This is a genomic window from Flavihumibacter cheonanensis, from assembly GCF_022352215.1.
Taxonomy (GTDB): domain Bacteria; phylum Bacteroidota; class Bacteroidia; order Chitinophagales; family Chitinophagaceae; genus Flavihumibacter; species Flavihumibacter cheonanensis.
Genome location: NZ_JAKRWF010000001.1, coordinates 951,832 through 977,186, shown reverse-complemented (window position 1 = coordinate 977,186; position 25,355 = coordinate 951,832). Strand labels below are relative to the sequence as shown.

At 42.4% G+C, this 25,355-nt stretch carries 25 protein-coding genes; 15 read left to right on the top strand and 10 right to left on the bottom strand.

The window, feature by feature from the left end; all coding sequences use genetic code 11:
- Nucleotides 1–29 precede the first annotated feature (29 nt).
- Complete coding sequence (locus tag MD536_RS04270) at nt 30–1,097, top strand: DUF4407 domain-containing protein (RefSeq protein WP_239596111.1); 1,068 nt, start codon at nt 30–32, stop codon at nt 1,095–1,097.
- Nucleotides 1,098–1,165: 68 nt separating this feature from the next.
- On the opposite strand, the gene MD536_RS21880 is transcribed toward MD536_RS04270, so the two are convergent.
- Both MD536_RS21880 and MD536_RS04265 read right to left on the bottom strand, forming a co-directional pair.
- A complete protein-coding gene (locus MD536_RS21880) occupies nt 1,166–1,288 on the bottom strand; it encodes a hypothetical protein (protein ID WP_262915891.1) in 123 nt (40 codons plus the stop codon).
- The gene (locus tag MD536_RS04265; RefSeq protein WP_239596109.1) at nt 1,257–1,685 is read right to left on the bottom strand and encodes a hypothetical protein; all 429 of its coding nucleotides are present in this window, start codon (nt 1,683–1,685) and stop codon (nt 1,257–1,259) included. Before MD536_RS04265 ends, MD536_RS21880 begins: the two co-directional genes overlap by 32 nt.
- 66 nt (nt 1,686–1,751) lie before the next feature.
- Between MD536_RS04265 and MD536_RS04260 the strand changes: the two genes are divergently transcribed.
- Nucleotides 1,752–2,204, top strand: coding sequence for a nuclear transport factor 2 family protein (locus tag MD536_RS04260; RefSeq protein ID WP_239596107.1), 453 nt, complete (start codon nt 1,752–1,754; stop codon nt 2,202–2,204).
- Here MD536_RS04260 and MD536_RS04255 read toward each other — a convergent pair whose 3' ends face one another.
- Both MD536_RS04255 and MD536_RS04250 read right to left on the bottom strand, forming a co-directional pair.
- Nucleotides 2,205–3,521: a hypothetical protein gene (locus MD536_RS04255; protein ID WP_239596106.1), complete on the bottom strand. Its 1,317-nt coding sequence runs from the start codon at nt 3,519–3,521 to the stop codon at nt 2,205–2,207. It abuts the gene before it with no gap.
- Nucleotides 3,522–3,663: 142 nt separating this feature from the next.
- Nucleotides 3,664–4,098 carry an Hsp20/alpha crystallin family protein gene (locus tag MD536_RS04250; RefSeq protein ID WP_239596104.1) on the bottom strand — a complete coding sequence of 145 codons (435 nt, stop codon included), beginning with the start codon at nt 4,096–4,098 and terminating at the stop codon, nt 3,664–3,666.
- A 218-nt stretch (nt 4,099–4,316) separates the two neighbouring features.
- Between MD536_RS04250 and MD536_RS04245 the strand changes: the two genes are divergently transcribed.
- From MD536_RS04245 to MD536_RS04195, 11 genes are all read left to right on the top strand, one after another.
- Nucleotides 4,317–4,730, top strand: a complete 414-nt coding sequence (locus MD536_RS04245) for a BrxA/BrxB family bacilliredoxin (RefSeq protein ID WP_239596102.1) — start codon at nt 4,317–4,319, stop codon at nt 4,728–4,730.
- A gap of 106 nt (nt 4,731–4,836) precedes the next feature.
- A complete protein-coding gene (locus tag MD536_RS04240; protein WP_239596100.1) occupies nt 4,837–5,997 on the top strand; it encodes a prolipoprotein diacylglyceryl transferase in 1,161 nt (386 codons plus the stop codon).
- A 249-nt stretch (nt 5,998–6,246) separates the two neighbouring features.
- Nucleotides 6,247–8,727, top strand: a complete 2,481-nt coding sequence (locus MD536_RS04235) for an outer membrane beta-barrel protein (protein ID WP_239596098.1) — start codon at nt 6,247–6,249, stop codon at nt 8,725–8,727.
- 227 nt (nt 8,728–8,954) lie between these two features.
- Nucleotides 8,955–11,411, top strand: coding sequence for a TonB-dependent receptor domain-containing protein (locus tag MD536_RS04230; protein WP_239596096.1), 2,457 nt, complete (start codon nt 8,955–8,957; stop codon nt 11,409–11,411).
- A 108-nt stretch (nt 11,412–11,519) separates the two neighbouring features.
- Complete coding sequence (locus MD536_RS04225) at nt 11,520–12,014, top strand: YajQ family cyclic di-GMP-binding protein (RefSeq protein WP_239596094.1); 495 nt, start codon at nt 11,520–11,522, stop codon at nt 12,012–12,014.
- Nucleotides 12,015–12,144: 130 nt separating this feature from the next.
- Entirely contained in the window at nt 12,145–12,393 is a 249-nt protein-coding gene (locus MD536_RS04220; protein WP_234863509.1) for a type B 50S ribosomal protein L31, read from the top strand.
- Between the two features lie 47 nt (nt 12,394–12,440).
- The gene (locus MD536_RS04215; RefSeq protein WP_239596092.1) at nt 12,441–13,628 is read left to right on the top strand and encodes a putative sugar nucleotidyl transferase; all 1,188 of its coding nucleotides are present in this window, start codon (nt 12,441–12,443) and stop codon (nt 13,626–13,628) included.
- 14 nt (nt 13,629–13,642) lie between these two features.
- Nucleotides 13,643–14,407 (top strand): triose-phosphate isomerase, encoded by a 765-nt coding sequence (tpiA, locus tag MD536_RS04210; protein ID WP_239596090.1) that lies wholly within the window; start codon nt 13,643–13,645, stop codon nt 14,405–14,407.
- A gap of 3 nt (nt 14,408–14,410) precedes the next feature.
- Nucleotides 14,411–14,878, top strand: a complete 468-nt coding sequence (locus MD536_RS04205; RefSeq protein WP_369075796.1) for a hemerythrin domain-containing protein — start codon at nt 14,411–14,413, stop codon at nt 14,876–14,878.
- A 40-nt stretch (nt 14,879–14,918) separates the two neighbouring features.
- Nucleotides 14,919–15,482, top strand: a complete 564-nt coding sequence (locus MD536_RS04200; RefSeq protein ID WP_239596087.1) for an NAD(P)H-dependent oxidoreductase — start codon at nt 14,919–14,921, stop codon at nt 15,480–15,482.
- A 3-nt stretch (nt 15,483–15,485) separates the two neighbouring features.
- Nucleotides 15,486–17,363: a monovalent cation:proton antiporter-2 (CPA2) family protein gene (locus tag MD536_RS04195; protein WP_239596085.1), complete on the top strand. Its 1,878-nt coding sequence runs from the start codon at nt 15,486–15,488 to the stop codon at nt 17,361–17,363.
- Here the strand turns inward: MD536_RS04195 and MD536_RS04190 are convergent.
- Complete coding sequence (locus tag MD536_RS04190; RefSeq protein ID WP_239596084.1) at nt 17,360–18,496, bottom strand: glycosyltransferase family protein; 1,137 nt, start codon at nt 18,494–18,496, stop codon at nt 17,360–17,362. The genes MD536_RS04195 and MD536_RS04190 overlap by 4 nt on opposite strands.
- 38 nt (nt 18,497–18,534) lie before the next feature.
- On the opposite strand from MD536_RS04190, the gene MD536_RS04185 reads away from it, so the two are divergent.
- Nucleotides 18,535–19,557: a glycosyltransferase gene (locus tag MD536_RS04185; protein ID WP_239596082.1), complete on the top strand. Its 1,023-nt coding sequence runs from the start codon at nt 18,535–18,537 to the stop codon at nt 19,555–19,557.
- Here MD536_RS04185 and MD536_RS04180 read toward each other — a convergent pair.
- Nucleotides 19,547–19,801 carry an acyl-CoA-binding protein gene (locus MD536_RS04180; protein ID WP_239596080.1) on the bottom strand — a complete coding sequence of 85 codons (255 nt, stop codon included), beginning with the start codon at nt 19,799–19,801 and terminating at the stop codon, nt 19,547–19,549. The genes MD536_RS04185 and MD536_RS04180 overlap by 11 nt on opposite strands.
- A 128-nt stretch (nt 19,802–19,929) precedes the next feature.
- Here MD536_RS04180 and lepA point away from each other — a divergent pair, with 128 nt between their 5' ends.
- Nucleotides 19,930–21,723 (top strand): translation elongation factor 4, encoded by a 1,794-nt coding sequence (gene lepA, locus MD536_RS04175; protein ID WP_239596079.1) that lies wholly within the window; start codon nt 19,930–19,932, stop codon nt 21,721–21,723.
- On the opposite strand, the gene MD536_RS04170 is transcribed toward lepA, so the two are convergent.
- Genes MD536_RS04170 through MD536_RS04155 form a run of 4 tightly spaced genes read right to left on the bottom strand, consistent with a single transcriptional unit; the run spans nt 21,724 to nt 25,352 of the window.
- Entirely contained in the window at nt 21,724–23,175 is a 1,452-nt protein-coding gene (locus tag MD536_RS04170; protein WP_239596078.1) for an oligosaccharide flippase family protein, read from the bottom strand. It abuts the gene before it with no gap.
- On the bottom strand, nt 23,162–24,193 hold the full coding sequence (locus MD536_RS04165; protein WP_239596077.1) for a hypothetical protein: 1,032 nt from the start codon (nt 24,191–24,193) through the stop codon (nt 23,162–23,164). The genes MD536_RS04170 and MD536_RS04165 overlap by 14 nt, the downstream gene beginning before the upstream one ends.
- 20 nt (nt 24,194–24,213) lie before the next feature.
- Nucleotides 24,214–24,777, bottom strand: a complete 564-nt coding sequence (locus MD536_RS04160; RefSeq protein ID WP_239596076.1) for a D-glycero-alpha-D-manno-heptose-1,7-bisphosphate 7-phosphatase — start codon at nt 24,775–24,777, stop codon at nt 24,214–24,216.
- A complete protein-coding gene (locus MD536_RS04155) occupies nt 24,777–25,352 on the bottom strand; it encodes a D-sedoheptulose-7-phosphate isomerase (protein ID WP_239596075.1) in 576 nt (191 codons plus the stop codon). Before MD536_RS04155 ends, MD536_RS04160 begins: the two co-directional genes overlap by 1 nt.
- Between the last annotated feature and the right edge of the window lie 3 nt (nt 25,353–25,355).

The window sequence follows — 25,355 nt, the reverse complement described above, 5'->3', positions numbered from 1 at the left end:
TTTTTTTGATTCCTTAACTGAATAACGCTATGGCGAAGCCAACAGACGCGCCGGAAACCTCTATTTCCGGCTATGAATCATTTTCTGGTAGTAAAGGTAAAAACACCCATTTTTTTTGGTGGTGTGCCGGGGTACATCAACCTACGCTGGCACAATATCCAACGGAACACCCCAAATACCATACACTGGGTGGGGTTTTACTGGCCACCTTTGCCCTTGCGGCCCTTTCGTCCGGATATGCTTTTTATACCATTTTCCAACATATTGGATGGGCCTTTGCATTTGCCCTGCTTTGGGGGGCAATCATATTCAATCTCGACCGGTTTATGGTGTCCACTATCCGTAAATATGGAATGTCTTCTTCCAGCCAATGGAAAGTAGCCTTTCCACGCTTATTATTGGCCATCTTTATCGGGGTGACGATCGCCCGACCTCTGGAATTAAAACTCTTTGAAAAAGAAATCAATGTAGAGGTAGAATCACATATCCAGGAACAAATTAAAGCCTATAACCTGAAACTGGATACGATCCACCAGGCCCGGGTGGCTGCAGCCATGCTGGAAAGAAACCTACTGCTGCAGCGAAGAGCATCCATGCAGGATACGTTGCTGAAATTGCAACAGGCCTACCTGATGGAGGCTGATGGTACAGGTGGGTCAGGCAGGAGAGGGATTGAACGGATTACCCGGCTTAAACAGGGCGCATATGAGCAAACCGCCAGCAATTATGCGCAGCTTTTTCCCGGACTGGATACAGCGCTGGCCAGGCAAACCAGATTTCTTGAGAATGCTGCAAAGGAGCTTAAGTCCGATCAGGATAAGTATGCTCAATCTGCATATTCCAACATCGGATTTTTGGCCAGGAACAAAGCCCTGCAAAGTTTATCGGATCGGGAAGACAGCGTATTTATGGCGAATCTTTTGATCACCTTGCTAATCATTTTATTGGAAACAGCCCCCATTCTGGCTAAACTACTCCTGCCTGTTGGTCCTTATGATATTGCTATTGCGAAAGAGGAACTGGTGCCCATGCATCATCTTGAAAAATCCATTGCCCGCGAGCAGGATGCCAGCCCAAAGATGGAAGTGGTGGGGTAGGGAAGAATGGAGGAAAAGAGGATGGGGGGAAAGGAGGATGGGGTGTTCATCTACCTGTCTACCCTCTTTCATTCCTCCATTCCTCCATTTCTCCATTTCTCCCTCTTCCATTTCTCCCTCTTCCATTCCTCCATCTTCCATTCCTCCCGTACCATTGAATCACCATCCATACCCTCTTTCCCAATACGCATACTCACGGTCGGTACATAGGTTCCGGTTTATGTACTTGACATCCAGGTAGAGATAACCATTGCGGCCGAGCCAGTAGTGTAAGCCGGCCTGGCTTCGATAGTAATACCTGTTATTGTTGTACCTGCGAATTGGCAGGTTCCGAGTATCCATAATAACAAGTGGAGGATGACTGATCCGTCCCCTCCGGTTTCCCGGATGTTCCCAATGGCGGGAATGTTTCCCCTTTTTATTCTTTCTGTAATGATGACCTCTTTCATGCCAATCGTCATCATCGTCGTTTATTACAATAACCGTTGTGTTGGAACGATTCTGATACCTGGGGCCCTGTGCTTTTGTGGAAAGACTGATCAGGCCAAAGGTTGCGGTAAGTATAACCGCTGGTACAATTCTTAACATAGGGATCATTTTTGGTTATACATTAGTAGACTGGTACAAAAAATAACCGTTTAAATGAGTAAGCACATGAAAGCGCTATTTGGCTTGATATTAACACTTGTTAGTTTTTCCGCCTGGGCACAAACAACTGATGAATCCGGCATCAAAAACACCATCAACCAGTTATTTTCGGCTATGCGAAGCCGTGATACTGTTCAGTTACGGGATGCTTTTGCACCTACGGCCGTTCTTCAGACAATCGGAAGAACTAAGGATGGGAGTATTCAGGTTCGTACTGAATCTATTGACGGCTTCATCAAATCGGTAGGAACGCCTGGTAAAGAGGTGCTCGATGAACGCATTGAATTTGGTACTATACTGGTAGACGGTCCACTAGCCACTGCCTGGACACCCTATCAATTTTATTTGGGGAGCCAGTTTAGTCACTGCGGTGTAAATTCCTTTCAACTGGTAAAGCTGAATGGAACATGGAAGATTCAATATATCATCGATACCCGTCGTAAAAAGGGATGTCAGTAATTAATTACGTGTAAGCTTATATTTTTTGTTGACGCGCGGACTATTGAAATACTGGTTGAGCTCTTCTTCACTCATGCCACCGGTATCTACCATTGGTACGTCAATCAACTGAGTTTGAACCTGCTTAAGATCGCTGCGTAGTTTAGCGAGCTTGGTAAGAATTTCGGGGTCTGTTTCGCCAACAAGCGCATTATCAGAGAGGCTGTATTCAAGTCGTTTGATACTTGTTCTAACCTGTGCGGCGGAATTGGATTCATATGCTTTAACAGGACTAACAGCTTCCTTCACCGGTACAAGTGCAACCCCCACACTGGGCATTACCTTACCAATGTTTTTATCAGCATCAGCAGAGCTGGTAGACAATACAGTTCCAGCAAGGGCGGAGGAACCTGACATCAGGTCAAAACCGGTACGGGTTCCTTTAGTTCGCTTTACATTTTTATCCAGCTCTTTAAAGCTAAATTTTAATTGTAAAATATACCGTTGTATTTCCTTTACTACACGGCCGTATTCATCTTTCCGGAAGGGATAATTAAGTGCATCGCGCACCACAACAGTGATTTTTGCTGTATCCCTGTTATAAAACTTATCCGCTCCAACAAATGTGATATGGAATGTCTTTTGCTTTTCCTTATCTCCGTCTTTCACAAAATCATAAGGGATAGCCCAGGTGAAAATATCATCACATTTACGTACGGATTCATAGCCCTTAATGGAGGCATCCGTTAAGGTTGAAATGGACTCAATCGGAAAGCTTCCACGCTCACATTGAACCGGAATGGAAAGTGTATCCCCCTCATCAATGAAAATGGTTTCACTCACGCCGGGCTTCAAACGTGATATTACAATTTCAGTATTGTAAAACATCAGTGTGAAAAAAGTATCAACTCTCTCTTTAGGATCTGAAAGATTCTGAACGCCCATCTGTACCTTGTATTCCTGGTCATATCTTAGTCGGCCTGATAAAAACAGGGATTTTTCAGCCTTAAATGTGAGTCGCCCATCATCTTTGCCGATTTTCAGTCCGACTGGAGCATTTCGCAAATACCAGAAATAATTCCCAGGTACCCGGTTTATTTCAAGTTTGTAATTGATGGATGAATCTACATGCAGGGTCAGGTAAGGAGATAGGTTAAGAATCCGTAGGGTAGTATCAATCGGCGCCACAGGTAAACTGTCTGGCCCTAGGGGGATAGTGTCCAACAGATGAAGTGTATCCTTTCTGGGAAGGGTATCGGTTACCTGTGCATACAATTCACCCTGGCTGATCAGGAGAAAAAAGTTCAGCACCACAATTGCGGATATTCGTCTTAACATTCTCTGGTTATTTAAGGATCATGCTGAAAATCGTGGCAATATTACTTCATTTTCAGCGGAGATAGCTTTAACAGTATGTTAGAAAAAGTCCCGAAGTAGAAACATCGGGACTATACCAAAACCAACTGCTTATGAGAAACACTTATTGAATTGAAATTTGCTTGGGCTGATTGGCAACTATTTCCTTTTTTGGAAGATAGAGTTTGAGCAGGCCCTGCTCATATTTTGCCTGAATGCCATTTTCATCAATCTTGTCGTCCAGTGTAAAACTGCGTTTGAATGAAAGTTGTGAAAACTCACGGCGGATTTGCTTCACACCTTCCTGCTCCTTGCTTTCTTTCTGATCGTATGAAATAGTCAGAAGCCCATTCTCTACCTGTATTTTAAATTCTTCCTTTGTTCTGCCAGGAGCATTTAACTCAAGGTGATATGCATCAGAAGTTTCCAGAATATTTACCGGTACAGCGTGAATGCCATTTACAATTTCTTTCGGATTACGTGTTGGAAACTCCTGGAACCAGTCATCCAGTAAATGAAAAAAAGGACGTGCCGGCTGATTGAATTTTACTCTAGTCATCTTATTTAGTTTTATTGTTTTTGTGTTTAATGATTAGTATTCAATTGGCATACCACCCCTTTATTTCTGCCATTACTTGAAGAAAACCCATAAATGGACTAGGCCATAAAGACATTATGACACTACTCCTGATCAATAAGGCGCCATATTGACAGCTACGAACCAAATAAGCTTTCTTATGTTTTTAAAGTAGATTTGCAAATTCAAAAAACAACATAATGTATCCAGCAGAGATAGTAATGCCCATGAAAGAGGAGTTAACTGAACAGGGATTTGTTGAGTTACTGACTCCTGAAGAAGTAGATAGTCATTTAAAAAAGGCCGGAACAACCCTGGTGGTAGTAAATTCCGTATGTGGATGTTCGGCAGGTACAGCCCGTCCGGGTGTTTTGATGGCTGTACACAACAGTCCTAAAAAGCCTGATTACCTCGCAACCAGTTTTGCGGGATTCGACATTGAGGCTGTTCGCAAATTAAGAGAGCATTTACTGCCCTATCCACCATCCTCCCCATCAATTGCCTTGTTTAAGGATGGACAGTTGGTTCATTTTATTGAAAGGCATATGATTGAAGGTCGTTCGGCACAAATGATTGCCCACAACCTGATTGCAGCGTTTGAGCAATATTGTTAAGCTTTCAGAAAATACCAGGTAACCCCTCCTTTTAAGGAGGGGTTATTTTTTTGCCGGCTCCATATTTCTTATCATTGCGCAGAAATAGGCCATTAATCAACAATTCATGTATCCCAATTTATATTACGCTTTTAAGGATCTGTTTGGAGTTAATCTGCCCGGATTACGATTCATCAATTCCTTTGGTTTCTTTGTTGCGCTTGCTTTCCTGGGAGCTGCCTGGATACTAACCCTTGAGCTTAAACGAAAAAGCAGGGAAGGGCATCTTCAGTATGAAGAAACAACTATCACAGTAGGAGAGCCCGCCAGTATTGCGGAATTGATTACCAATTTTATTCTTGGTTTTTTATTGGGATATAAAATTATTGGTGCCTTTGTATTGGGACCGGAAGATCCTCAGGAGTTTATATTTTCCTCTCAAGGTTCAGTCGGCTCTGGCATATTACTTGGATTTTTATTTGCCGGGTTGAAATGGAGAGAGAAGCAGAAACAGCGTTTACCCAAGCCTGAAAAAAGAGTAATCCGAATCTGGCCACATGACAGGGTAGGCGATTTTGTAGTATTTGCTGCGCTCTTCGGATTTGCTGGTGCCAAGATATTTCACAACCTCGAAAACTGGAACGAATTTGTAGCCGATCCAATCGGTGCCTTACTCTCCTTTAGCGGACTAACCTTTTATGGGGGGTTGATATGTGCGGCTATTGCAATTATTTGGTATGCAAGAAAACATAAGATCGGCATCCGGCATCTCTGTGATTCGGCTGCACCTGCACTGATGCTCGCATATGGAATTGGGAGAATCGGATGTCAGGTTGCGGGAGATGGTGACTGGGGTATAGTTAACAATCGACCGAATCCTTATTCCTGGTTGCCAGACTGGGTTTGGTCTTATACCTACCCCCATAATGTTATTAATGCCGGAGTTCCTATTCCAGGTTGTGAGGGTAATTATTGCAATGAATTGCCATTACCCGTTTATCCGACACCACTATATGAGACGATCGCCTGTTTGATTTTGTTTGCATTCCTTTGGAGCCTTAGAAAGAAAATCCCAGTACCAGGCCGGCTCTTCGGACTCTACCTGGCAGTTAATGGTATTGAGCGATTCTTTATTGAAAAAATCAGGGTAAATACCAAGTATACTATATTCGGATTTCAGCCTACCCAGGCGGAAATTATCTCCTCACTACTGGTAATTACCGGAATCATCATCTGGTTTTGGGCCAAAAAATACCAGCAAACTCATCCCCAAAAACTCAAAAGCTAACTGATTTCTTTGTAAAAACAGGAAGAGCGGCCAATAGGCCGCTCTTCCTGTTTTACTACCATTCATCAGGAAACTTCCAATCCTTGTAACCTAATTCAGACTTAATCGTCCAATGTTCATGTGGCCTTTTGCCGTAAATCAGTAAAATAAGCCATCCAACACAAAACAATGTACATTGCATAACATAGTACCTACTTTTGACTTGTAATTAACCTTAAACGGTACCAAACTAATTAAAGAACCTTAGACATGAAAAAGACACTCTTTCTGCTGACAATTGCCTTATCCACCTTATCCTTCGTCAGCATGGGCCAAAGCACTACCTCAGTTAAGGGGAATGTGACGGACAAACAGCAAAAGCCGGCAGAAGCTGTTACCATTACTGTACTGCTGGCAAAAGACTCTTCTGCAGTGAAACTGCAATCAACTGACAAGTCCGGGAATTTTGAATTCCTGGACCTGTCCTTTGGCCGTTACCTGCTGCTGTATTCTGCCATTGGTCATGAAAAAGCGTATTCAGCCGAATTTGAATTAAGTGCTGCCAATGCTGCTATTCAATTACCATCAATTCAACTCAATCCTGTTTCCAGTGAAATGCAAGGTGTTACGGTTGTTCACCGTAAACCATTCATTGAGCAGAAAATAGACAAAACTGTTGTGAATGTGGACGCAGCTGTAACCAATGTTGGCGCAACCGCCCTGGAAGTACTGGAAAAATCACCTGGCGTTATGGTAGATAAGGACGGTAATATCAGCCTGAAAGGAAAACAAAGCGTCATGGTAATGATGGATGGCCGTCCAACTTATCTTACTGGTGAACAGCTGGCTAATTTATTGAAATCCATGCCAGCCAGTTCCATCGATCAGATTGAACTTGTAACCAATCCTTCTGCCAAATATGATGCAGCTGGTAATTCCGGAATTATCAACATCAAAACCAAAAAGAATAAGCAAAAAGGTTTTAATGGCACATTAACCCTTAATTATGGACAGGGAGCTTATTGGAAAACGAATAACAGTTTGAACCTGAACTACCGCACCGGCAAATTCAATTTTTTTGCCAATGGAGGATATAGCATCTGGAACAGTTTCCAGGAATTGAACATCAACCGGAAATTTTCGGATGCCAGCTCAAAAGAACTTACCGCCATTTTCGAGCAAACTTCCTTCATGAAGAATGAGAACAAGAATTATAACATGAAAATTGGCGCGGATTATTTCCTGAATAAGAAAACTACATTGGGTATCGTACTTAACGGGAACTTTAGTCCGGAGAAACAAGCTGGCCTCAATACCAGCTACATGATGAACGCCGCAGCCCAAAATGACTCTATCATAACTGCTACCAGTTCCAACAGGGATCTCTGGAAAAACAAAAGCATCAACGTGAATATGCGTCACCAGTTTGACTCCACCGGAAGAGAATTGACTGCTGACCTGGACTATGTCACGTACGGATCCAATAGTGAACAATTATTTGTAAACACTATATATGATCCAAACTGGTCTCCCAAAACAGTCGAACACCTGAAAGGCCGTCTGCCAATTGATATTGATATTTATTCCGCTAAAATCGACTATACCCAGCCATTGAAAAAAGGCGCAAAAATGGAAGCCGGATTAAAAACCAGTTATGTAAATACCAATAACGTCGCTGGTTATACGAACCTGATCAATGGTGGATGGGTACCGGATTATGACAAATCAAATAATTTCGACTACAAGGAAAATATTATTGCAGGTTATCTGAACTACAATCGCCAGATCAAAAAATTTGGCATACAGGCCGGCCTTCGATACGAACATACCAGTTATGAAGGCTACCAGTTTGGGAACCCGCAAAGAGCAGACTCCAGCTTCAAACGCAATTACGGCAGTTTATTCCCAACATTATTTGTCAGTTATGCTGCCAATGACAAAAACCAACTGGCAATGTCTTATGGCAGGAGAATTGACCGTCCGGCTTACCAGGACCTGAATCCCTTCCTGTTCTTCCTGGATAAATACACGTATGGTCGTGGTAACCCTTACCTACAACCGCAGTTCACACATAACATAGAATTTACGCATACCTATAACAGTTTTCTGACAACCACCCTGAACTACAGTTATACTAAGGATTTCTTCAGTGAAACCTTTTCCCAGGGAAACCCACAATTCAATGAACCTGAGTATGCAACGATTGTTCGCCAGGGAAACATTGGTTCCCGTCAGAATGCTGGTATTTCAGTGAGCGCACAGATTCCGGTTCAAAAATGGTGGACAGCAATTGTATACACCAACTACAATTACAATCAATTCAAAGGGGAACTCAATAATGAAACCATTGATGTATCAGCAGGTACTTTCATGGCTAATATCAACAACCAGTTCAAGTTTAAAAAAGGCTGGAGTGCGGAACTCAGTGGCTGGTATAGAAGCAAAGGGGTAGAAGGACAAATCCTGATTGATCCCCTCGGCGCTGCAGCTGCAGGAATTTCCAAACAGATATTGAAATCAAAAGGAACGCTTAAGCTGAATGTAAGAGATATGTTCTACACGCAGAAAGTAAAAGGAACCATTAATTTCCAAACAACCAATGCGAGCTTTATAAACCTTCGCGATACCCGTGTAGTAAACCTGTCGTTTGTTTATCGCTTTGGAAAACCAATTAAAGGAACACAACCCCGTCGTAAAATTGGTGGAGCCAATGATGAACAAAACCGTGTAAAAATGGGAGGTAGCAATTAACTGAATTCATCCATTACCATTAAACCTTTCTTACTTTTCACGTTTCACGTCTCACGTCTCACCTTGTTAAACGTTCCGCTTCAGCGGAGCGTTTAACAAAACCTTACCTACAAGATAAGTTTATTACGTACTCTTTCGTACTTGATTTGAACCGTTCGCCCCAATTCACTTTTTTGCACTACACAGAAATATCAATTTCGATTTCGGAACCGCATTAAACCTTTCACATGAAAAAATTTATACAAACACTCATTCTTTTCCTGGCAACCATTACTACACTAATGGCCCAGCAGGGCGCAACATTGAAAGGGAAGGTGAAGGATCCAAGCGGACAACCTCTTGAAGCTGCAACCATTACTTTACTGGAAAGCAATTCCAAAAAACTGATAAAAATCGGTACTACTGATAAAGAAGGGAACTTTGAAATTATTCAATTACCGGCAGCAGCCATATTGGTACAGGTATCAGCTGTAGGGTTTGAATCCTTTAATAGCGATGAAGTTAAATTAGGCGATAATGCAACTGTAGAACTGCCAGCTGTTCAGCTGAAAGCGGCCGAGAAAAGCCTTCAGGGAGTAACAGTAACCGCCCGCAAACCCATGGTGGAAGTAAAAGCCGATAAAACCGTAGTGAATGTGGATGCTTTTATTTCGAATGCCGGAGGAACAGCCCTGGATGTTTTGGAAAAAGCTCCCGGAGTCTCCGTAGATCGGGATGGAAATATCAGTCTTAAAGGTAAGCAGGGAGTAATCGTTTTGGTAGACGGAAAGCAAACTTATTTAGGAGGTCAGGACCTTGCCAACCTGCTACGTAACACTCCTTCCAATCAATTGGAAACGGTGGAGATCATGACCCAGCCCTCCGCCAAATACGATGCTTCGGGCAACAGTGGAATCATTAATATAAGAACGAAAAAGGGCCGTCAAAACGGATTTAATGGATCTATTAATCTTGGTTTTGTTCAGGGTGTCTATCCAAAATCGCCGAATAGCATCAATATCAATTACAAAAAAGATAAACTAACAATCTTCAGTACGGCAAGTTATTCCTATTGGGCAGGTTTCAATGATCTCGACCTGGTTCGCAAATTTTCTCCCAAAGCGAATGAAACGATTGGTTCAGTGTTTGATCAGACTTCAAAGGGAAAATTTCATAGCCATAATCTGAGCCTCCGTACCGGACTTGAGTATTCCATAAACAAAAAGACAACTATCGGCTTTCAGGTGAATGGAACCTATAATCCCCGTGAGTTCAAAGCAAACAGTGTAGCGTTGATTTACAATGGAGGATCGGATCCCGAATCATCCAATGTGGCCTCCAGTCTGAATAAGGATACCTGGAAAAATTTCGGATCCAATTTTAATTTCCGCAAACGATTGGATACAACAGGCCGGGAACTTACAGCAGATCTTGACTTTATCTGGTATGGCACCAATGCTTTACAGACTTCTGATAACTTTACTTATTTACTCCCACAGAATTCAGTAGCTGATTCCTTTTTATTAAGAGGAGATCTGCCTTCAGATATCCGGATCTACAGTTTCAAAACGGATTATGTGCATCCACTCAATAAAACCTCCAAACTGGAAGCTGGAATTAAATCAAGTTATGTTACAACAGATAATGATGCGGCTTTCAGAATATGGGATAATCAGGGTAAGGATTGGGTAGCGGATTTTTCCAGGTCCAACCAGTTCATCTATGAAGAGAATATCAATGCAGCCTATCTTAATTATAACAAGGAGTTTAAAAAATGGGCACTGCAAACCGGCCTTCGCCTGGAACACACGTATGCAAAAGGTAAACAAATCGTGAACAATGATCGGTTCATTCGAAATTACGTACAACTCTTTCCTACCATATTCGCCAGTTATAAACTAAATGAAAAAAATACCCTCACCGCGAACTACGGAAGAAGGATTGAGCGCCCTAATTACCAGGACATGAATCCTTTCCAGTTTTTCCTTGATCAGTATACATTCCGGATGGGTAACCCCAACCTGCAGCCACAATTCACCCATAATGTGGAACTTTCTCACAACTATAAGGGAATCATCAATACTACGGTAAACTATACCCGAACTACAGATGTGATCAACGATATCCTGAAGCAAAATGATACAACCAAAGTCACTTTCCAGACCAAAGAGAATATTGCCACCCGGAGAAATATTGGTATTGCACTCAGTTATAATCAATCCCTTACCAAATGGTGGACAGTTTCACTCTACGGCAACTTGTTTAACAACTATTTCGAGGGATTTGTAAATAATACTCCCCTGGATGCATCCATTACGTCTTTTATGGGTAATGTGAACAACCAGTTCAAATTCGCCAAAACCTGGGGTGCCGAACTGAGTGGATTTTATCGCACCAAAATGCAGGATGGCGGTCTGATCATTGCCAGACCAATGGGTATGTTTTCATTCGGCTTGTCCAAGCAGGTGCTGAAATCAAAGGGTACGCTCAAACTTTCCGTAACGGATCCTTTATTTCTTATGCGTTTCAGCGGTTATACCCAATTTGGGAATATCGATACAAGGATAAACGCCCGGTGGGATAACAGAAGGGTAGCATTGAACTTCAGCTACCGGTTTGGAAAAGCGAATGGAGGTCCGCAAAGAAGGCGCACGGGCAGTGCAATAGATGAACAAAATCGTGTTGGAAACAACAGTCAGCAATAGTTTTTTCTCTATGAGTGTTAGTTTAAGGTTCAAACGTCCTGTTTCTACAGGACGTTTTTTTACATTTGTACCCGTCGGGTACCCGACGGGTAGTTAAAAAAGTAAGCCATGGCATCATTTGACATTGTTAGCAAAGTGGATATCCAAACCCTGGATAATGCTATAAATACGGTAAAAAAGGAAATCACCAACCGGTTTGATTTTAAGGGCTCCCCGGTGGAGATTGATCTGAATAAAAAGGAATTTCGACTAACCATTGAAGTGGAAAGTGAAATGAAACTGAACCAGGTGCTGGATGTACTGATCAGTCGTTCTATCAAACAAGGACTCGACGCCAATATTTACGATTTCGAAGCCAAGGCGGGCTTTCAAAGCGGAAAAAACTGGAAAAAAGAAATCCCTGTCAGGAATGGACTCAAGCAGGAGGATGCCAAGAAGATCGTAAAGCTGATCAAAGACAGCGGTTTGAAGGTGCAGGCTGCCATTATGGATGATATCGTTCGGGTAACGGGCAAAAAGATCGATGATCTCCAGGCAGTTATTCAGGCAAGCAAAACCTGGAACCTGGCGATTCCCCTGCAGTACATCAATATGAAAAGCTGATTTTCAGTCGGTTATAATTCGAATCTTTTTTTGGACACACTGCTCAAAATCCATCGGAAAGTTCTAATTTTGCAGTTCCAAAAAATTAAAACAGTACGGCAAAATCCGTACGGCCTTAAAAATAGAAATTATGAAACAAGGTATCCATCCGCAGAATTATCGCTTTGTAGTGTTCAAGGACATGAGTAATGGTTTTGCTTTTCTGAGCAAATCAACTGCCTCTTCGAAAGAAACCATTCAGTGGGAAGACGGAAACGAGTATCCGCTGATCAAACTTGAAATTTCCAACACCTCCCATCCTTTCTTCACTGGTAAGAATGTGATGCTGGATACAGCTGGACGTATCGACAAATTCAAAAAGAAGTACGCAAAGAAATAATCAGAAAGCCGGCAAGTGCCGGCTTTTTTATTTATTATCTTTAATGCATGCAATGCATTATTTTCTCTGCTGAATACTGTCAACCGGAAAACCTGTACCCGTTTCATCTTACCCGTCACCTTCAGGATATCCGCTTAGGAATTCTCACTATCAGGGAAAAATGGGAACAAGCATTGCAGCTTTCCTCCTTTGACAAATGGGAAGGTGACTATAAGGAATCGGATCGGTCCAGGATTATTGACTCAAACCTGGAGCCTGGAGACTATCTTTTACTTCATGCCAACATTCTTCCAACCCCTGAATTGGTAGCAGCCATTCAAAGGCTACAAAGTGGTCAGGCGTTGATTCACGCAGATGCGGGTGCGATTGCACTCCATTTTAATGCCGAAGATGTTACCGGCCTCCATCGGATAAAAGTTAGAGATACCATTCCATATGATGGTGAATTACTTGCCATAAAATTTCCCTGGGATATTTTTAGAATAAATGATCGCGCCATCCGCGAAGATTTTGAGCTGTTAACAACGGGTAGAATTTCCCAACCTATATCAGGCAGCAATCAGATAATCGGGACCTTCCCGGTATTTCTGGAAGAAGGGGCACAATTGGAGGGCTGTATCATTAATGTAAAAGAAGGTCCCGTATATATTGGCAGGAATGCTGAAATTATGGAAGGAACCTGTATTCGCGGTCCTGTTGCTATTGGTGAACAGGCCATTGTCAAAATGGGAACCCGAATCTATGGGGGTACTACCATTGGTCCACATTGCATTGCAGGCGGAGAAATCAAAAACGCTGTACTGATGGGTTATTCCAATAAAGCACATGATGGTTATCTTGGTGATGCTGTGATAGGAGAGTGGTGTAACCTGGGTGCCGGTACTTCCGCGTCCAATGTTAAAAACAGCGCAGGCCCAATACTGGTCTATTCTCCTTCCAGTGAAGGAGGTAAAGCTGCAGTAGGAACGAAATGCGGGCTTATAATGGGCGATTATAGCCGAGCTGCCATCAATACGTCCTTCAATACCGGTACGGTTGTGGGCATTTGTTCCAGTGTATTTGGAAATGGTCTCCTTCCTAAGTACATTCCTCATTTTTCCTGGGGAGCGGAGGGCATCCGCAGGTATGAATTTTCCAGGGCGCTGAGAGACCTGGAGAATTGGAAGAAATGGAAAAATTCTTCTATTAGTCCGAGAGAACAGAATATCCTTAGATATATTTACGATAATTTTTAAATCAGTCTGAAAGAATGAGAAAACAAATCGCAGCGGCCAACTGGAAAATGAATCTTACTTACCAACAGGGTGAAAAACTACTGGATGAAATTTTACATGAAAAAATTGAACTAACACATGAGCAGCAGGTGGTTTTTGCTGTTCCTTTTCCATACCTGATTATGGCTAAGAGTGCGGTAGCCAATGAGCAGTACTATTTTATCGCAGCACAAAACTGTCACCATAAAAAATCGGGTGCCTATACCGGTGAAATTGCAGCAGAAATGCTTCATTCGATGGGAATTCCATTTTGTGTGATCGGACATAGCGAGCGAAGGGAATATTTCAATGAATCCAATCAACAATTGGCTGCAAAACTAAATTTATTACTGGAACAGGATATTCAGCCAATTTTTTGTTGTGGAGAACCGTTATCAGTACGTGAGGCAGGAGAGCAGAACCAGTATGTAGAAGTTCAGTTAAAAGAAAGCCTGTTCCACCTGGATGCCAGCCAATTGAAAAAAGTGGTAATTGCCTATGAACCAATCTGGGCAATTGGCACAGGCAAAACAGCCAGCTCTGACCAGGCACAGGAAATGCACGCTCATATCCGGCAGGTGTTAAGTAAACAATACGGAGCGGATGTGGCGAATGAAATTTCCATTTTGTATGGAGGAAGTGTGAAAGCAGCAAATGCAGAAGAAATCTTCTCCCAGCCTGATGTGGATGGGGGCCTGGTCGGTGGCGCTTCCCTCGTGGCGGCAGAATTCACAGCCATTATCAAGGCACTAAAAAAATAAGATATGCAAAGAGCGGTTAGCCTTCAGCCACTGTCAAGGCAACACAAATCTTCATTAATGACCTGTTTACTGATTCGCAAAGGAGTCAGTAAACAGGCATCCATATCCGTAATGGCTGATTTTCTGCTGAAGTGCTGGCAACAGGAAATTAAACCGCATTTTGAACAGGAGGAGCGCAGTCTTATTCCGGCCTTAAGAACTTATCCGGAGGGAAGTAATTATGCAGATGCCATTCTGCGAGATCATGAACTTTGGCGAACTGCCATGACTCATCTTGTTCAGGCCAATGTTACTCATCGCCTTCTTGGAGACCTTGCAGATCAGTTGGAACAACATGTTCGATTTGAAGAGCGAATTGTTTTCCCATCCCTCGAAACCAATCTCTCTGCAGAACAATTAAACCAACTACAGTTGAAGGACGACCAGCACAGCGCTATCTGCAATACCTATCCCGTTAAGTTCTGGGAATAACCCATTCTCCTCAATTACTACTATTTCAGTAAATTCAGGCATGGCCAGAATTTTACTGCTATTTACACATCCGGTACTTGAAAAATCAAGGGTGCACCGGGAATTCCTTAAGCAAATTCCCCGACATGATGCAATTACTTTTCACGATTTATATGAAACCTATCCTGATTTCCTGATTGATGTTCACAAAGAGAAGAGACTGTTATTGGAACATGATATCATCCTGTTTCAATTTCCATTTTACTGGTATAGCGCACCTGCCTTACTCAAACACTGGATGGAACTGGTTCTTGAACATGGATGGGCCTATGGAAAAAAGGGAACAGCACTTAGTGGAAAAACATGGATGAATATCATCACCTGCGGAGGTAGTTTTGAAGCATACCAGCCACAAGGAAAAAACCGCCGTACAGTAGAAGAATTCTGTTACCAGTTTGAACAATCCGCGCACCTTTGCAACATGAACTACCGGAATCCGTATGTGATTTACGGAACTCACAGACTGGATACTGAAATGATACAGACGGAAGCAATCAAGTACCGGCAGCTTCTGCTTAATCTACTGACCGAAGAACCTGTTACACTTAACACCTTACAAATCTGATTAATGGATCAAAGTTCCTTTTTATACCAGGCTCTGGTTTATCTAACTGCAGCTGTAGTATTGGTTCCATTGGCTAAAAAAGCCGGCCTTGGATCTGTCCTGGGCTACTTGGTAGCGGGTATGGTGATCGGACCTGCTTTTCTTAATTTGGTGGGAGATAGCTCCGATGTCATGCATGCAGCTGAATTCGGTGTGGTTTTAATGCTTTTTGTAATTGGGCTTGAACTGGAGCCCAGATTACTCTGGAAAATGAGAAAACCCATTCTGGGCTTAGGTGGCTTGCAGGTACTATGTACAATGGCCATAGTCATGGTACTGGCCATGACGATGGGGTACGATTGGAAAATTTCACTTGCTATCGGGATGATTGTTGCACCAAGCTCAACTGCCATTGTATTACAAACACTTCAGGAAAAAGGCCTGATGAAATCAGAAGCTGGTCAAAGTAGCTTCTCCGTATTATTGTTTCAGGATATCGCTGTTATTCCCATGCTGGCTATACTGCCTCTCCTGGGATCAGGACCCACAAGCCCCACAAACGGCTCTCACCAATCTTCTGCCTGGATTGATCACCAACCTGCCTGGATACAGACCCTGCTGGTATTGGGTGCCGTTGTTTTTATCATTTTCGCAGGCCGGAAACTGGTGCGCCCCCTTTTGCGCATGGTAGCAGCTGCCAGGGTTAGAGAAGTATTCACTGCCACGGCGCTCTTACTGGTGATCGGTATAACCTTGTTAATGACACAGGTTGGATTAAGTCCGGCGCTTGGAACCTTTCTGGCAGGGGTGGTACTGGCAGATTCGGAATACCGGCATGAATTGGAAAGCGACATCGAACCCTTTAAGGGGATGTTGCTGGGCCTTTTTTTCATTGCCATCGGGGCCAGTATTAATTTTCAATTGCTGATGAATCTTCCTGTTTTATTATTGGGAATTGTATTGGGACTGATGATAGTAAAGGGGCTGGTTTTGTTCCTGTTGGGTCGATTCTTTCGTTTAGGTACAGATCAAAATCTACTCTTTTCGCTCGGACTATGCCAGGTGGGAGAATTTGCTTTTGTATTGCTCTCGTTTTCGCGCCAGGAACAACTTATCAGCAATGAAATTACAGATCTGATAATGGCAGCTGTTGCATTAAGTATGGCGCTTACCCCCATCCTTTTCCTCCTGTTTGAACGAATTATTCAGCCCAGAGTTGGTACCAAACAGGCGCTGGAAAAGGCGCCGGATAGTATCCACGAAAAAAATCCGGTTATCATTGCCGGATTTGGCCATTTTGGGAATACAGTGGGTCGATTTTTAAGGGCTAATGGAATTGGCTGTACCGTATTGGATATCGACTCTGACAGAGTTGATTTTCTGCGGAAATTTGGATTTAACGTGTATTATGGAGATGCATCCCGGCATGACTTGTTACATGCAGCAGGCGCAGCAGATGCCAAAATAATTTTGATTACTATCGGGGATAATGAAAAAAGACTAGAAATGATCGAAACCATCAAAAAGCACTTTCCTCACCTGCAGATGATGGTAAGAGCTGCTGACCGTACAGATGCCTATGACCAGATGAATGCGGGCATGCTTCATATTTACAGGGAAAACCTGGATAGTTCGCTACGGATGGGAGTAGATACACTCCGTTTAATGGGGCGGAGAACCTATACTGCTACCAGGGCTGCACAAACTTTCCTTCGTTACGACGAACTGGCGATGAAAAAACTATCTTCTATCCGTGATCCAAAACAATACATCAACATATCAAGAGAATTTATTGATGAGTTGGAGCGAATTATTCAAACCGACACCCATGCTTCCGATATTGGTCAGCAAAAGGGATGGGATGAAGAAAGCCTGATAGAGGAAATGAAAAATCCTGGTTAGATCGAATCCATAGTTTCAAAAAGTGGGTAATTTGCCTGCCTGATTTTATCGATGGTAAAATGTGTTGAATTTTCTTTTGCTAATTGTAGGAGTTTCAGTAAGATTTCCGGCTTCTGAACCAAGTCCGCCAATATAACTTTCAGCTCATCAAGGCTGGAATATCCAATTCCAGAGCTTTTCAACAAGTCAGGTATGCTTAATTCAGCAGGATACAAAAACGGCCTCGCATACCTAACAATATCAAAAATTATTCCCGAGGATTTTGTTTTACCATAAATTTCCGGAATAGAGCCACAAATTCTGGTATGAATTGCCAAAGGCATCCATATTAAATGAGCCTGTTTCATTACCTTATCAAATTCAGCCTGTGGAACTGTTGCTTCCTTGTAGAAAACAAGTTGGTTGCTAAACTCCGATGCATGGTTCCGGATAAGATCGGCCACTTCATCCGATCCACCACCAAGTAATGTCATTTTTATTGGCATTTTTTTTACCTGGTTGAGCAGCTCAAATACAGCTTCATAATTCCTTCGTTTGGCATCTAATGTTCCCGGCACCACAATATGGATAATATCCATGGATGAAAAAGCTGTAACCGCTTCTTCAGCAGTTGTTTCCTCAAATAAACCACCTGGAATTACCCATACCTTTTTGTTAGCTCCGGCAGCCAGATGCAGGGCGGGTTCAACAGTCATTGAAATCGTATTAAACTCCTTAACAACTCCTGTTAACGCTTTTTTCCCAATATACTGGATCAATAATCGAGGACGAAGCGAGAAAGTCGGTCTGAACAGGCAATTCACATCATGAACCGTAAGTATTACTTTGCAGGATAACCGAAAAACAAGAAATGCAAAAAACAGATGGTGTTTTGAAATGGTATTTAAATACAAAAGAGAGATCTCTTCCTGCTGAACTGTCCGTAATATTCTGTTACAATAAGCCCAGGTTGAATCACCCTCTTCATGTAATATCCAGTGATAACGACACATTTCACCGTGTAGTATTTGCTCTATCTGCAGATAGGTAGTACGTGGAACAAAAAGGAAAACCCTGTTATGTCCTGTATCGAATAAACGAATGAGAGTATATAGGTTTTCAACGTGTTCAACTTCCTGGATTCCTACATTCATGTATATATTTGTATAACTCCAAAAATCATTAAATCGAGTTGAATTTAACTGAATCTGAAAAATATTTTTTCGAAGTCTATTACCCACATGAATTTCATCACGGAGGGGTAGGAAACAAGGATATTGAATCTATCTTAAATAAGGATGGGTTTATTCCAATCCGACTACCCGAAAGGTTTAAACCTATTAATTTCCTGATTCGTTTAATCTCGATGGCATCATGGGTGTGGAAGATTAAGTCTAATTCACTGGTCGCTTTTCAATTTCCAGTTTATCCGCGCATGTTTAGGATACTGCTGTACTTGCTGGCCAAGAAGAAAGTGAATCTATTAGTAATTCTATCTGATATTGATGGACTAAAAACAGACAATCAGCAATTACTGAAAAATGAACTTAAATTATTAAAACTATGTACTCATTTTGTTGTTCATGGTGGTACTATGGAGAGATGGTTGCTGGAAAATCTTCCTGAAGCAGTAACAGCAAAAATTGCACAGCTTGGCCCCTTTGATTTCCTTACTGCCCCATTCCGGGAAAATAGACATCTCCAACCTTCCGTTTGCTTTGCAGGAAACTTGTCTAAAAGTGGTTTCCTTGTCCACCTTCCACAGTCAGAAAGCATTGAATACCATCTGTATGGAGAAAATCCACCAAAAGGTTGTTTACATAACTCAAGTATAAATTATCATGGAGTATATAATCCCTATCAACTTCCATCAATAATCGAAGGAAGTTTTGGGTTAATTTGGGATGGAGAAGGTGCAGATGGACCATCGGGCGCCATTGGCAATTATCAGCAATATATATTCCCCCATAAACTATCCCTTTATATCCTCGCTGGCATGCCAGTAATTGCTCCCAAATTTGGTGGATCTGCAGAATATATCCGGTCGATGGGTATAGGGTGGTTGATTAACAGTTTGGAAGAAGTACCTGAACTGCTTCTCACCATGGATGAAATATCCTATCAACATGTTAGAAAAAAAATCCTTTCACTTCAGCTGGAAATATCTGGAGGGGAGCATCTCACTGAAGCCATCAACAAGCTTATCAGGATTTAAGCTTGCGAATAAGTTCAATGTACTCGCGCTGGGCGTCTTCTTTTGATTTACCCTGAAGAGATGACCATGCTTCATATTTTGCTTTTGCAACAAAATCAAAAATATTGGGAGCATCCCCATTCACATCGCCTTCTGTTGCTTGTTTATAAAGAGAATATAATTGAAGCAGAGTTTCGTTACTGGGTCTTTCAGAGAGATTCTTACTATCTGCAACAGCCTGTTCAAATTGTTGGGTAAGCTCCATATATAAGGTCAATTTTCAGCGAATCTAACCGATTTTTATACATCTCCAAATAGTTTGCTGAAAGCCTCCACCGAACGCTGGTATCTGCCTGCTTTTCGCTAATTTTGCCCCCTTATTCAGTTGAATACATGAAGAATATCCGGAATTTTTGCATTATCGCACATATTGACCACGGAAAGAGTACCCTGGCAGACCGACTTTTACAATCCACCAATACCATCAGTGAACGGGATATGATGGACCAGGTATTGGATGACATGGACCTCGAAAGAGAAAAAGGGATCACGATCAAGAGTCACGCTATACAAATCAACTATAAACATACTGATAATCAGGACTATGTATTAAACCTGATTGATACTCCCGGTCACGTTGACTTCAGTTATGAAGTTAGCCGTGCGCTTGCCGCCTGCGAAGGTGCGTTGTTATTGGTAGATGCTACCCAGGGCATCCAGGCACAAACCATCAGCAACTTGTATCTGGCTATTGATAACGACCTGGAAATCATACCGGTCATCAATAAAATTGATATGGATGGAGCCATGATCGAAGAGGTGAAAGACCAGATTGTGGAATTGATAGGTTGCAAACCGGAAGATATTCTGTTGGCCAGTGGACGCACAGGGTTGGGAGTAGATAAAATTCTGGAAGCAATTGTGCAAAAAATTCCGGCTCCCAAAGGTGATCCGGAAGCCCCTTTACAAGCATTGATTTTTGACAGTGTGTTCAATAGTTTCCGCGGTATCATCGTGTATTACCGGATTCTGAATGGCACTATCCGAAAGGGGGATAAAGTAAAATTCGTATCTACCGACCAGGAATACTTCGCTGATGAAATCGGTATTCTAAAACTTAAAATGACCGAGCGCAAAGAAGTTTCCGCAGGAGATGTAGGGTATATTATCACGGGAATCAAAAACGCCAAAGAAGTCAAAGTAGGGGATACCATCACCCTGGCGAACAACCCCACTCCAGAGCAAATCAGGGGGTTTGAAGAGGTAAAACCAATGGTATTCGCTGGTATTTTCCCAGTGGAAACAGACCAGTTTGAAGAACTGCGGGAGTGTATGGATAAACTTCAGCTTAATGATGCCTCCCTTACCTACGAACTGGAAACTTCCCAGGCCCTGGGTTTCGGTTTCCGTTGCGGATTCCTGGGGATGCTGCACATGGAAATTATCCAGGAACGATTGGAACGGGAATTTAATCAAACTGTAATCACGACAGTTCCGAACGTAAGCTTTATTGCTTATACAAGTAAAGGAGAAAAGGTAATTGTCAACAACCCAACTGAAATGCCGGATCCAAGCCGGATCGACCGGATTGAGGAGCCCTTTATCAAAGCACAGATCATTACCAAACCTGAGTATATCGGAAATATCATGACACTCTGCCTCGGAAAGAGAGGTATCCTGATCAATCAAAGTTACCTGACCCAGACACGTGTGGAACTGATTTTTGAAATGCCGCTAACAGAGATCGTTTTTGATTTTTATGATAAGCTGAAGAGCCAGACCAGAGGTTACGCCTCCTTCGACTATCATCCAATCGGTTACCGGGAAGCGGATATCGTAAAAATGGATATTCTGCTCAATGCTGAAAGAGTGGATGCATTGAGTGCATTGATTCACCGGGGCAGGGCCAATGATTTCGGTCGCAAGCTTTGCGAAAAACTCAAAGAATTATTACCCCGCCAGCAATTCCTGATTGCTATTCAGGCTGCCATCGGAGCTAAAATTGTGGCGCGCGAAAATATCAGCGCCATGCGAAAAGATGTTACTGCCAAATGTTATGGTGGTGATATCAGCCGTAAGCGTAAACTCCTGGAAAAGCAGAAAGAAGGTAAAAAGCGGATGCGTCAAATCGGTTCAGTAGAAGTTCCACAGGAAGCATTTCTGGCTGTTCTCAAACTGGACGATTAATCAGGCGGCCTTCCGTTTTATTCTTGCTTTAAATGCCATCCAGCCGATATTCCAGATACGGCTCTTACATATTGTTATCTGCAGCAGAATATGTAGGACCAACGTGGTGCCTGTTCCTGAAATAATTTTTAGCAAAGGTAAACTGAACAAATGGCTTGTTAGCTTATAAACTCCATATGCAATTGGAAAAACTACCAGAACACCCATAATCTCCAACCATTGCTGTTTATTGATGAAAAAATAATTCCGGGAAAGATAAATCCCCAAAACACCAACAAGGGTTTCTGAAAAGACAATGGCCCATGCAGCACCGGTACTGAACCAGATCGGTATCAGAAACAAGTTCAACAGGAAGGAAACAATGGTAGCAGCCAGATAGATAAGCAACACCCACTTTTCTCTGTGATTCAATACCAATACCTGCATGGTAAAAAAATCATGTAGAGGTACAACAAGCCATAAAAGAGAGAATATTTGCAAGAGATGAACGGATGGCTGGTATTCAGATCCAGAAACGAATAATATAACAGGCTCCGCAAAAAAAAATAAAATGGCGCCAATAGGATAACTTAGATGAATTGTGGTGAGCAGGCTGTCTGCCTGCAAAGTTTTATTTACTGAGGAACGAAACAGCTTTACAAAGAATACTACTGATGCACCAGAAAATACATTTATGCCGATCCGTACAACTTTTGCAGCAACCGTATAATAACCCAGCTCATCCAACTGCCCCAACCTGGCCAATAAAATTGTGTCAAATGCAAAATAGATTGACCCCAGTACACCTAAAAGGGCAAAGGGAGCAAGTGCGCTCAACAACTTTTTAAAAAGTGCAAAATCCCACTGCCAGTATTTGAACAGATCCCGGATATGGTAGATAGCAACACCTGATATAAGCATATAATTACAGGCAGATATAATAATATAGTAAATAAGATCTTCGGGGTTTCTCACAAAAACAATAGAGGCAACCAACACCAGCAAACGGGCGACTAATGTTCGTGCAAACAATAGTTGATAACGCTCCTGGGATTGAAAATACCAATCCATATGAAGCATATATTGAAGCATTATAAAACCATATATAACAGCGATTGTACCTGAACCAATTAATACTGGCTTGGAAAGCAGGTAAACAGAATAAAAAACCACACCAATAAATCCCATAGCCAGGTTGATCAATACCAAATGGAGAATGGTGTTTGCTTGTCTTGAATCGCCAATGGCTGATTTACTTAGTAATCGTAGTCCATAATAACGAACACCGAAAGCGGAAAGAACGATTACTACCGACATCAGCGATTCATAAAAACCGATAATACCGTATCCCTCCGGACCAAGCGTTCGGGTCATGTAAGGGAAAAGAATCAGCGGGAAAAGTATATTGATAGCAGTATTACTATACTGCAGCAGTAATTGCCTGAACGGTATGTTGCTGTTATTGTCCGCCACCCGGTTTCTTCGGTTTGGGTTTCTCTTTCTCGGCTGCTTTTTCTATGTTTTTCCTGGAACGTTCTTCCAGCTTCTTTTCATTGATGGTGCCATCCTTATCACGAATGGCATCCTCTGCAGGTGCATTCCCTAATAATGGATCGATTCGTTTGAATTCATCAGGAACATAAGTGAATACCTTGGGTACATGCACCCAAACCCCGTTTTTCCACTGAAATCCCTCAAAATCACCATCGGGAATATAAGTCTCCGGCCGATGGGGTTCCTGTGTTTCAGAGATCAGGTGGTCAACAATGACCATATCCATTTCAGAATTGTAATTGAAGGTAGTACTGGCTTCCTTTTTATATTCAATAACAAACCTGTTTAGCACCTGTTCAGTTTTGGCTGTATCATGCTTTACTTTAAAAAATGGTCCGCCAAACCGGGGTTCACCGGTTGACTCATCAAAAGTCAGCACTTCCATCCATTTTCGGTTACTGCCCACAGTGAATCCATCAAAACCAAGCAAGGTATAGTAGTTTCTACCATTCCAGGTTTTCTGGATCACTTTGTAATAAATAGCACCTATCCAGTTATTTCTGCTACGAACGGAATCCAGCGGATTACTGGTGAACATAGAGGCATCAAAAAGGGGATAAAGCCGTAGCGATCCATCATTTGTCCGCAACTGAATAGCTCCTTTCTGGTAATAGAAGTATTCATCCTTTTTTAACTGCCAGGTGAAGATCCGAAAACTGCTGTCAGGTGCATACAATCTTGAAATGGTCTGAAGGGAGTCAAATGAATAATGAAAAGAATGAGGTATTCTCAATGCACGGACCAGTGTACGCACAAAAAAGCTATCACTTAAAAAACGTTTACCCGGACTCAAAGCATTGATCATACTATCTGCCTGAATGCGCAAGCTGTCTTCTCTTGACTGAAGTTGTTTCAGCTCGATTTCAGAAAATGTATGTTGTGCGTTTAGCTGAACACTTCCAATCGCCAATACAGCTATAAATATTAGTTTTTTCATATTTCTCAGACCCATCTAAGTTACCATTTTAATGCCGGCTCCAGCAACTTCGCAAAATTTAACAGGTCCTTGCACGCGAGATCTACCGCAGGGTGGGGGAGCGGAAGATCAGGATGGGTTGTTTGTACATAAACTGTTTTCATGCCTGAATTCCTGCCAAAATACATATCACTCAGGTTGTTTCCCACCATAACAGACTTTGTGAAATCGATCTCAGGATATTTATCCAGGGCTTGGTAAGCCATTCCCGGCTGCGGCTTACGATTCGGATGCTGATCATCCAGCGAACTGCAGTAAAATATAGCATCAATAACGCCGTCGACTTTTGCCAACTCCTGCTGCATATACCGATGAATATCCTGCAAATCTTCGACAGTCATCAGACCTTTTTCAATCCCACGTTGGTTGGTTACCACGATGATCCTGCCAAATAGCTGACGGAAAATATGCATGGCGTCCAATACACCTTCGTAAAACTTAAACTCACCCGGGTTGTAGATATAATCATTTACTTTCTCGTAATTAATTACACCATCGCGATCCAGAAACAGCGTCCAGGTTTTATCTGGCTTCAACCAATCCATCAGGCGAAAAATTTTGCTTCTACTAACTGGCAAATGATATGTCCCACCATAATATGACTTTCCTGAATTCTCGGTGTATCATCAGAGGGCACATTAAATAAAAGATCACTTAATCCTGCCAGTTGTCCTCCCTTGCTTCCGGTAAATCCAATCGTGGTAATGGAGAGCAACCTCGCCGATTCAAACGCTTTTACAATATTGGGAGAATTGCCGGAAGTGGATAAACCAATCAACACATCACCGGGCTCCAGTATACCTTCAACTATCCGTGCGTAAATTTCATCGTAGCCGAAATCGTTGGCCACAGCAGTGAGATAAGAAGTATTACAATGCAAGGCTTCTGCTGGAAGCGCTTTTCTGTTTTTATAAAAACGACCGCTGAATTCTGCTGCCAGGTGTTGAGCATCAGCAGCGCTGCCTCCATTACCACAGAAATAAATCCGCTTCCCCTGTTGAAATGCAAGCAGTATGCTATTTACCGCCTCTTCGATTCGTTGCAGGAACGCATCATCCAATAAAATCGACTCCTTCACCTGGATCGAAGCTTCAATAGATTCCTGGATTATATTTTTCATAGT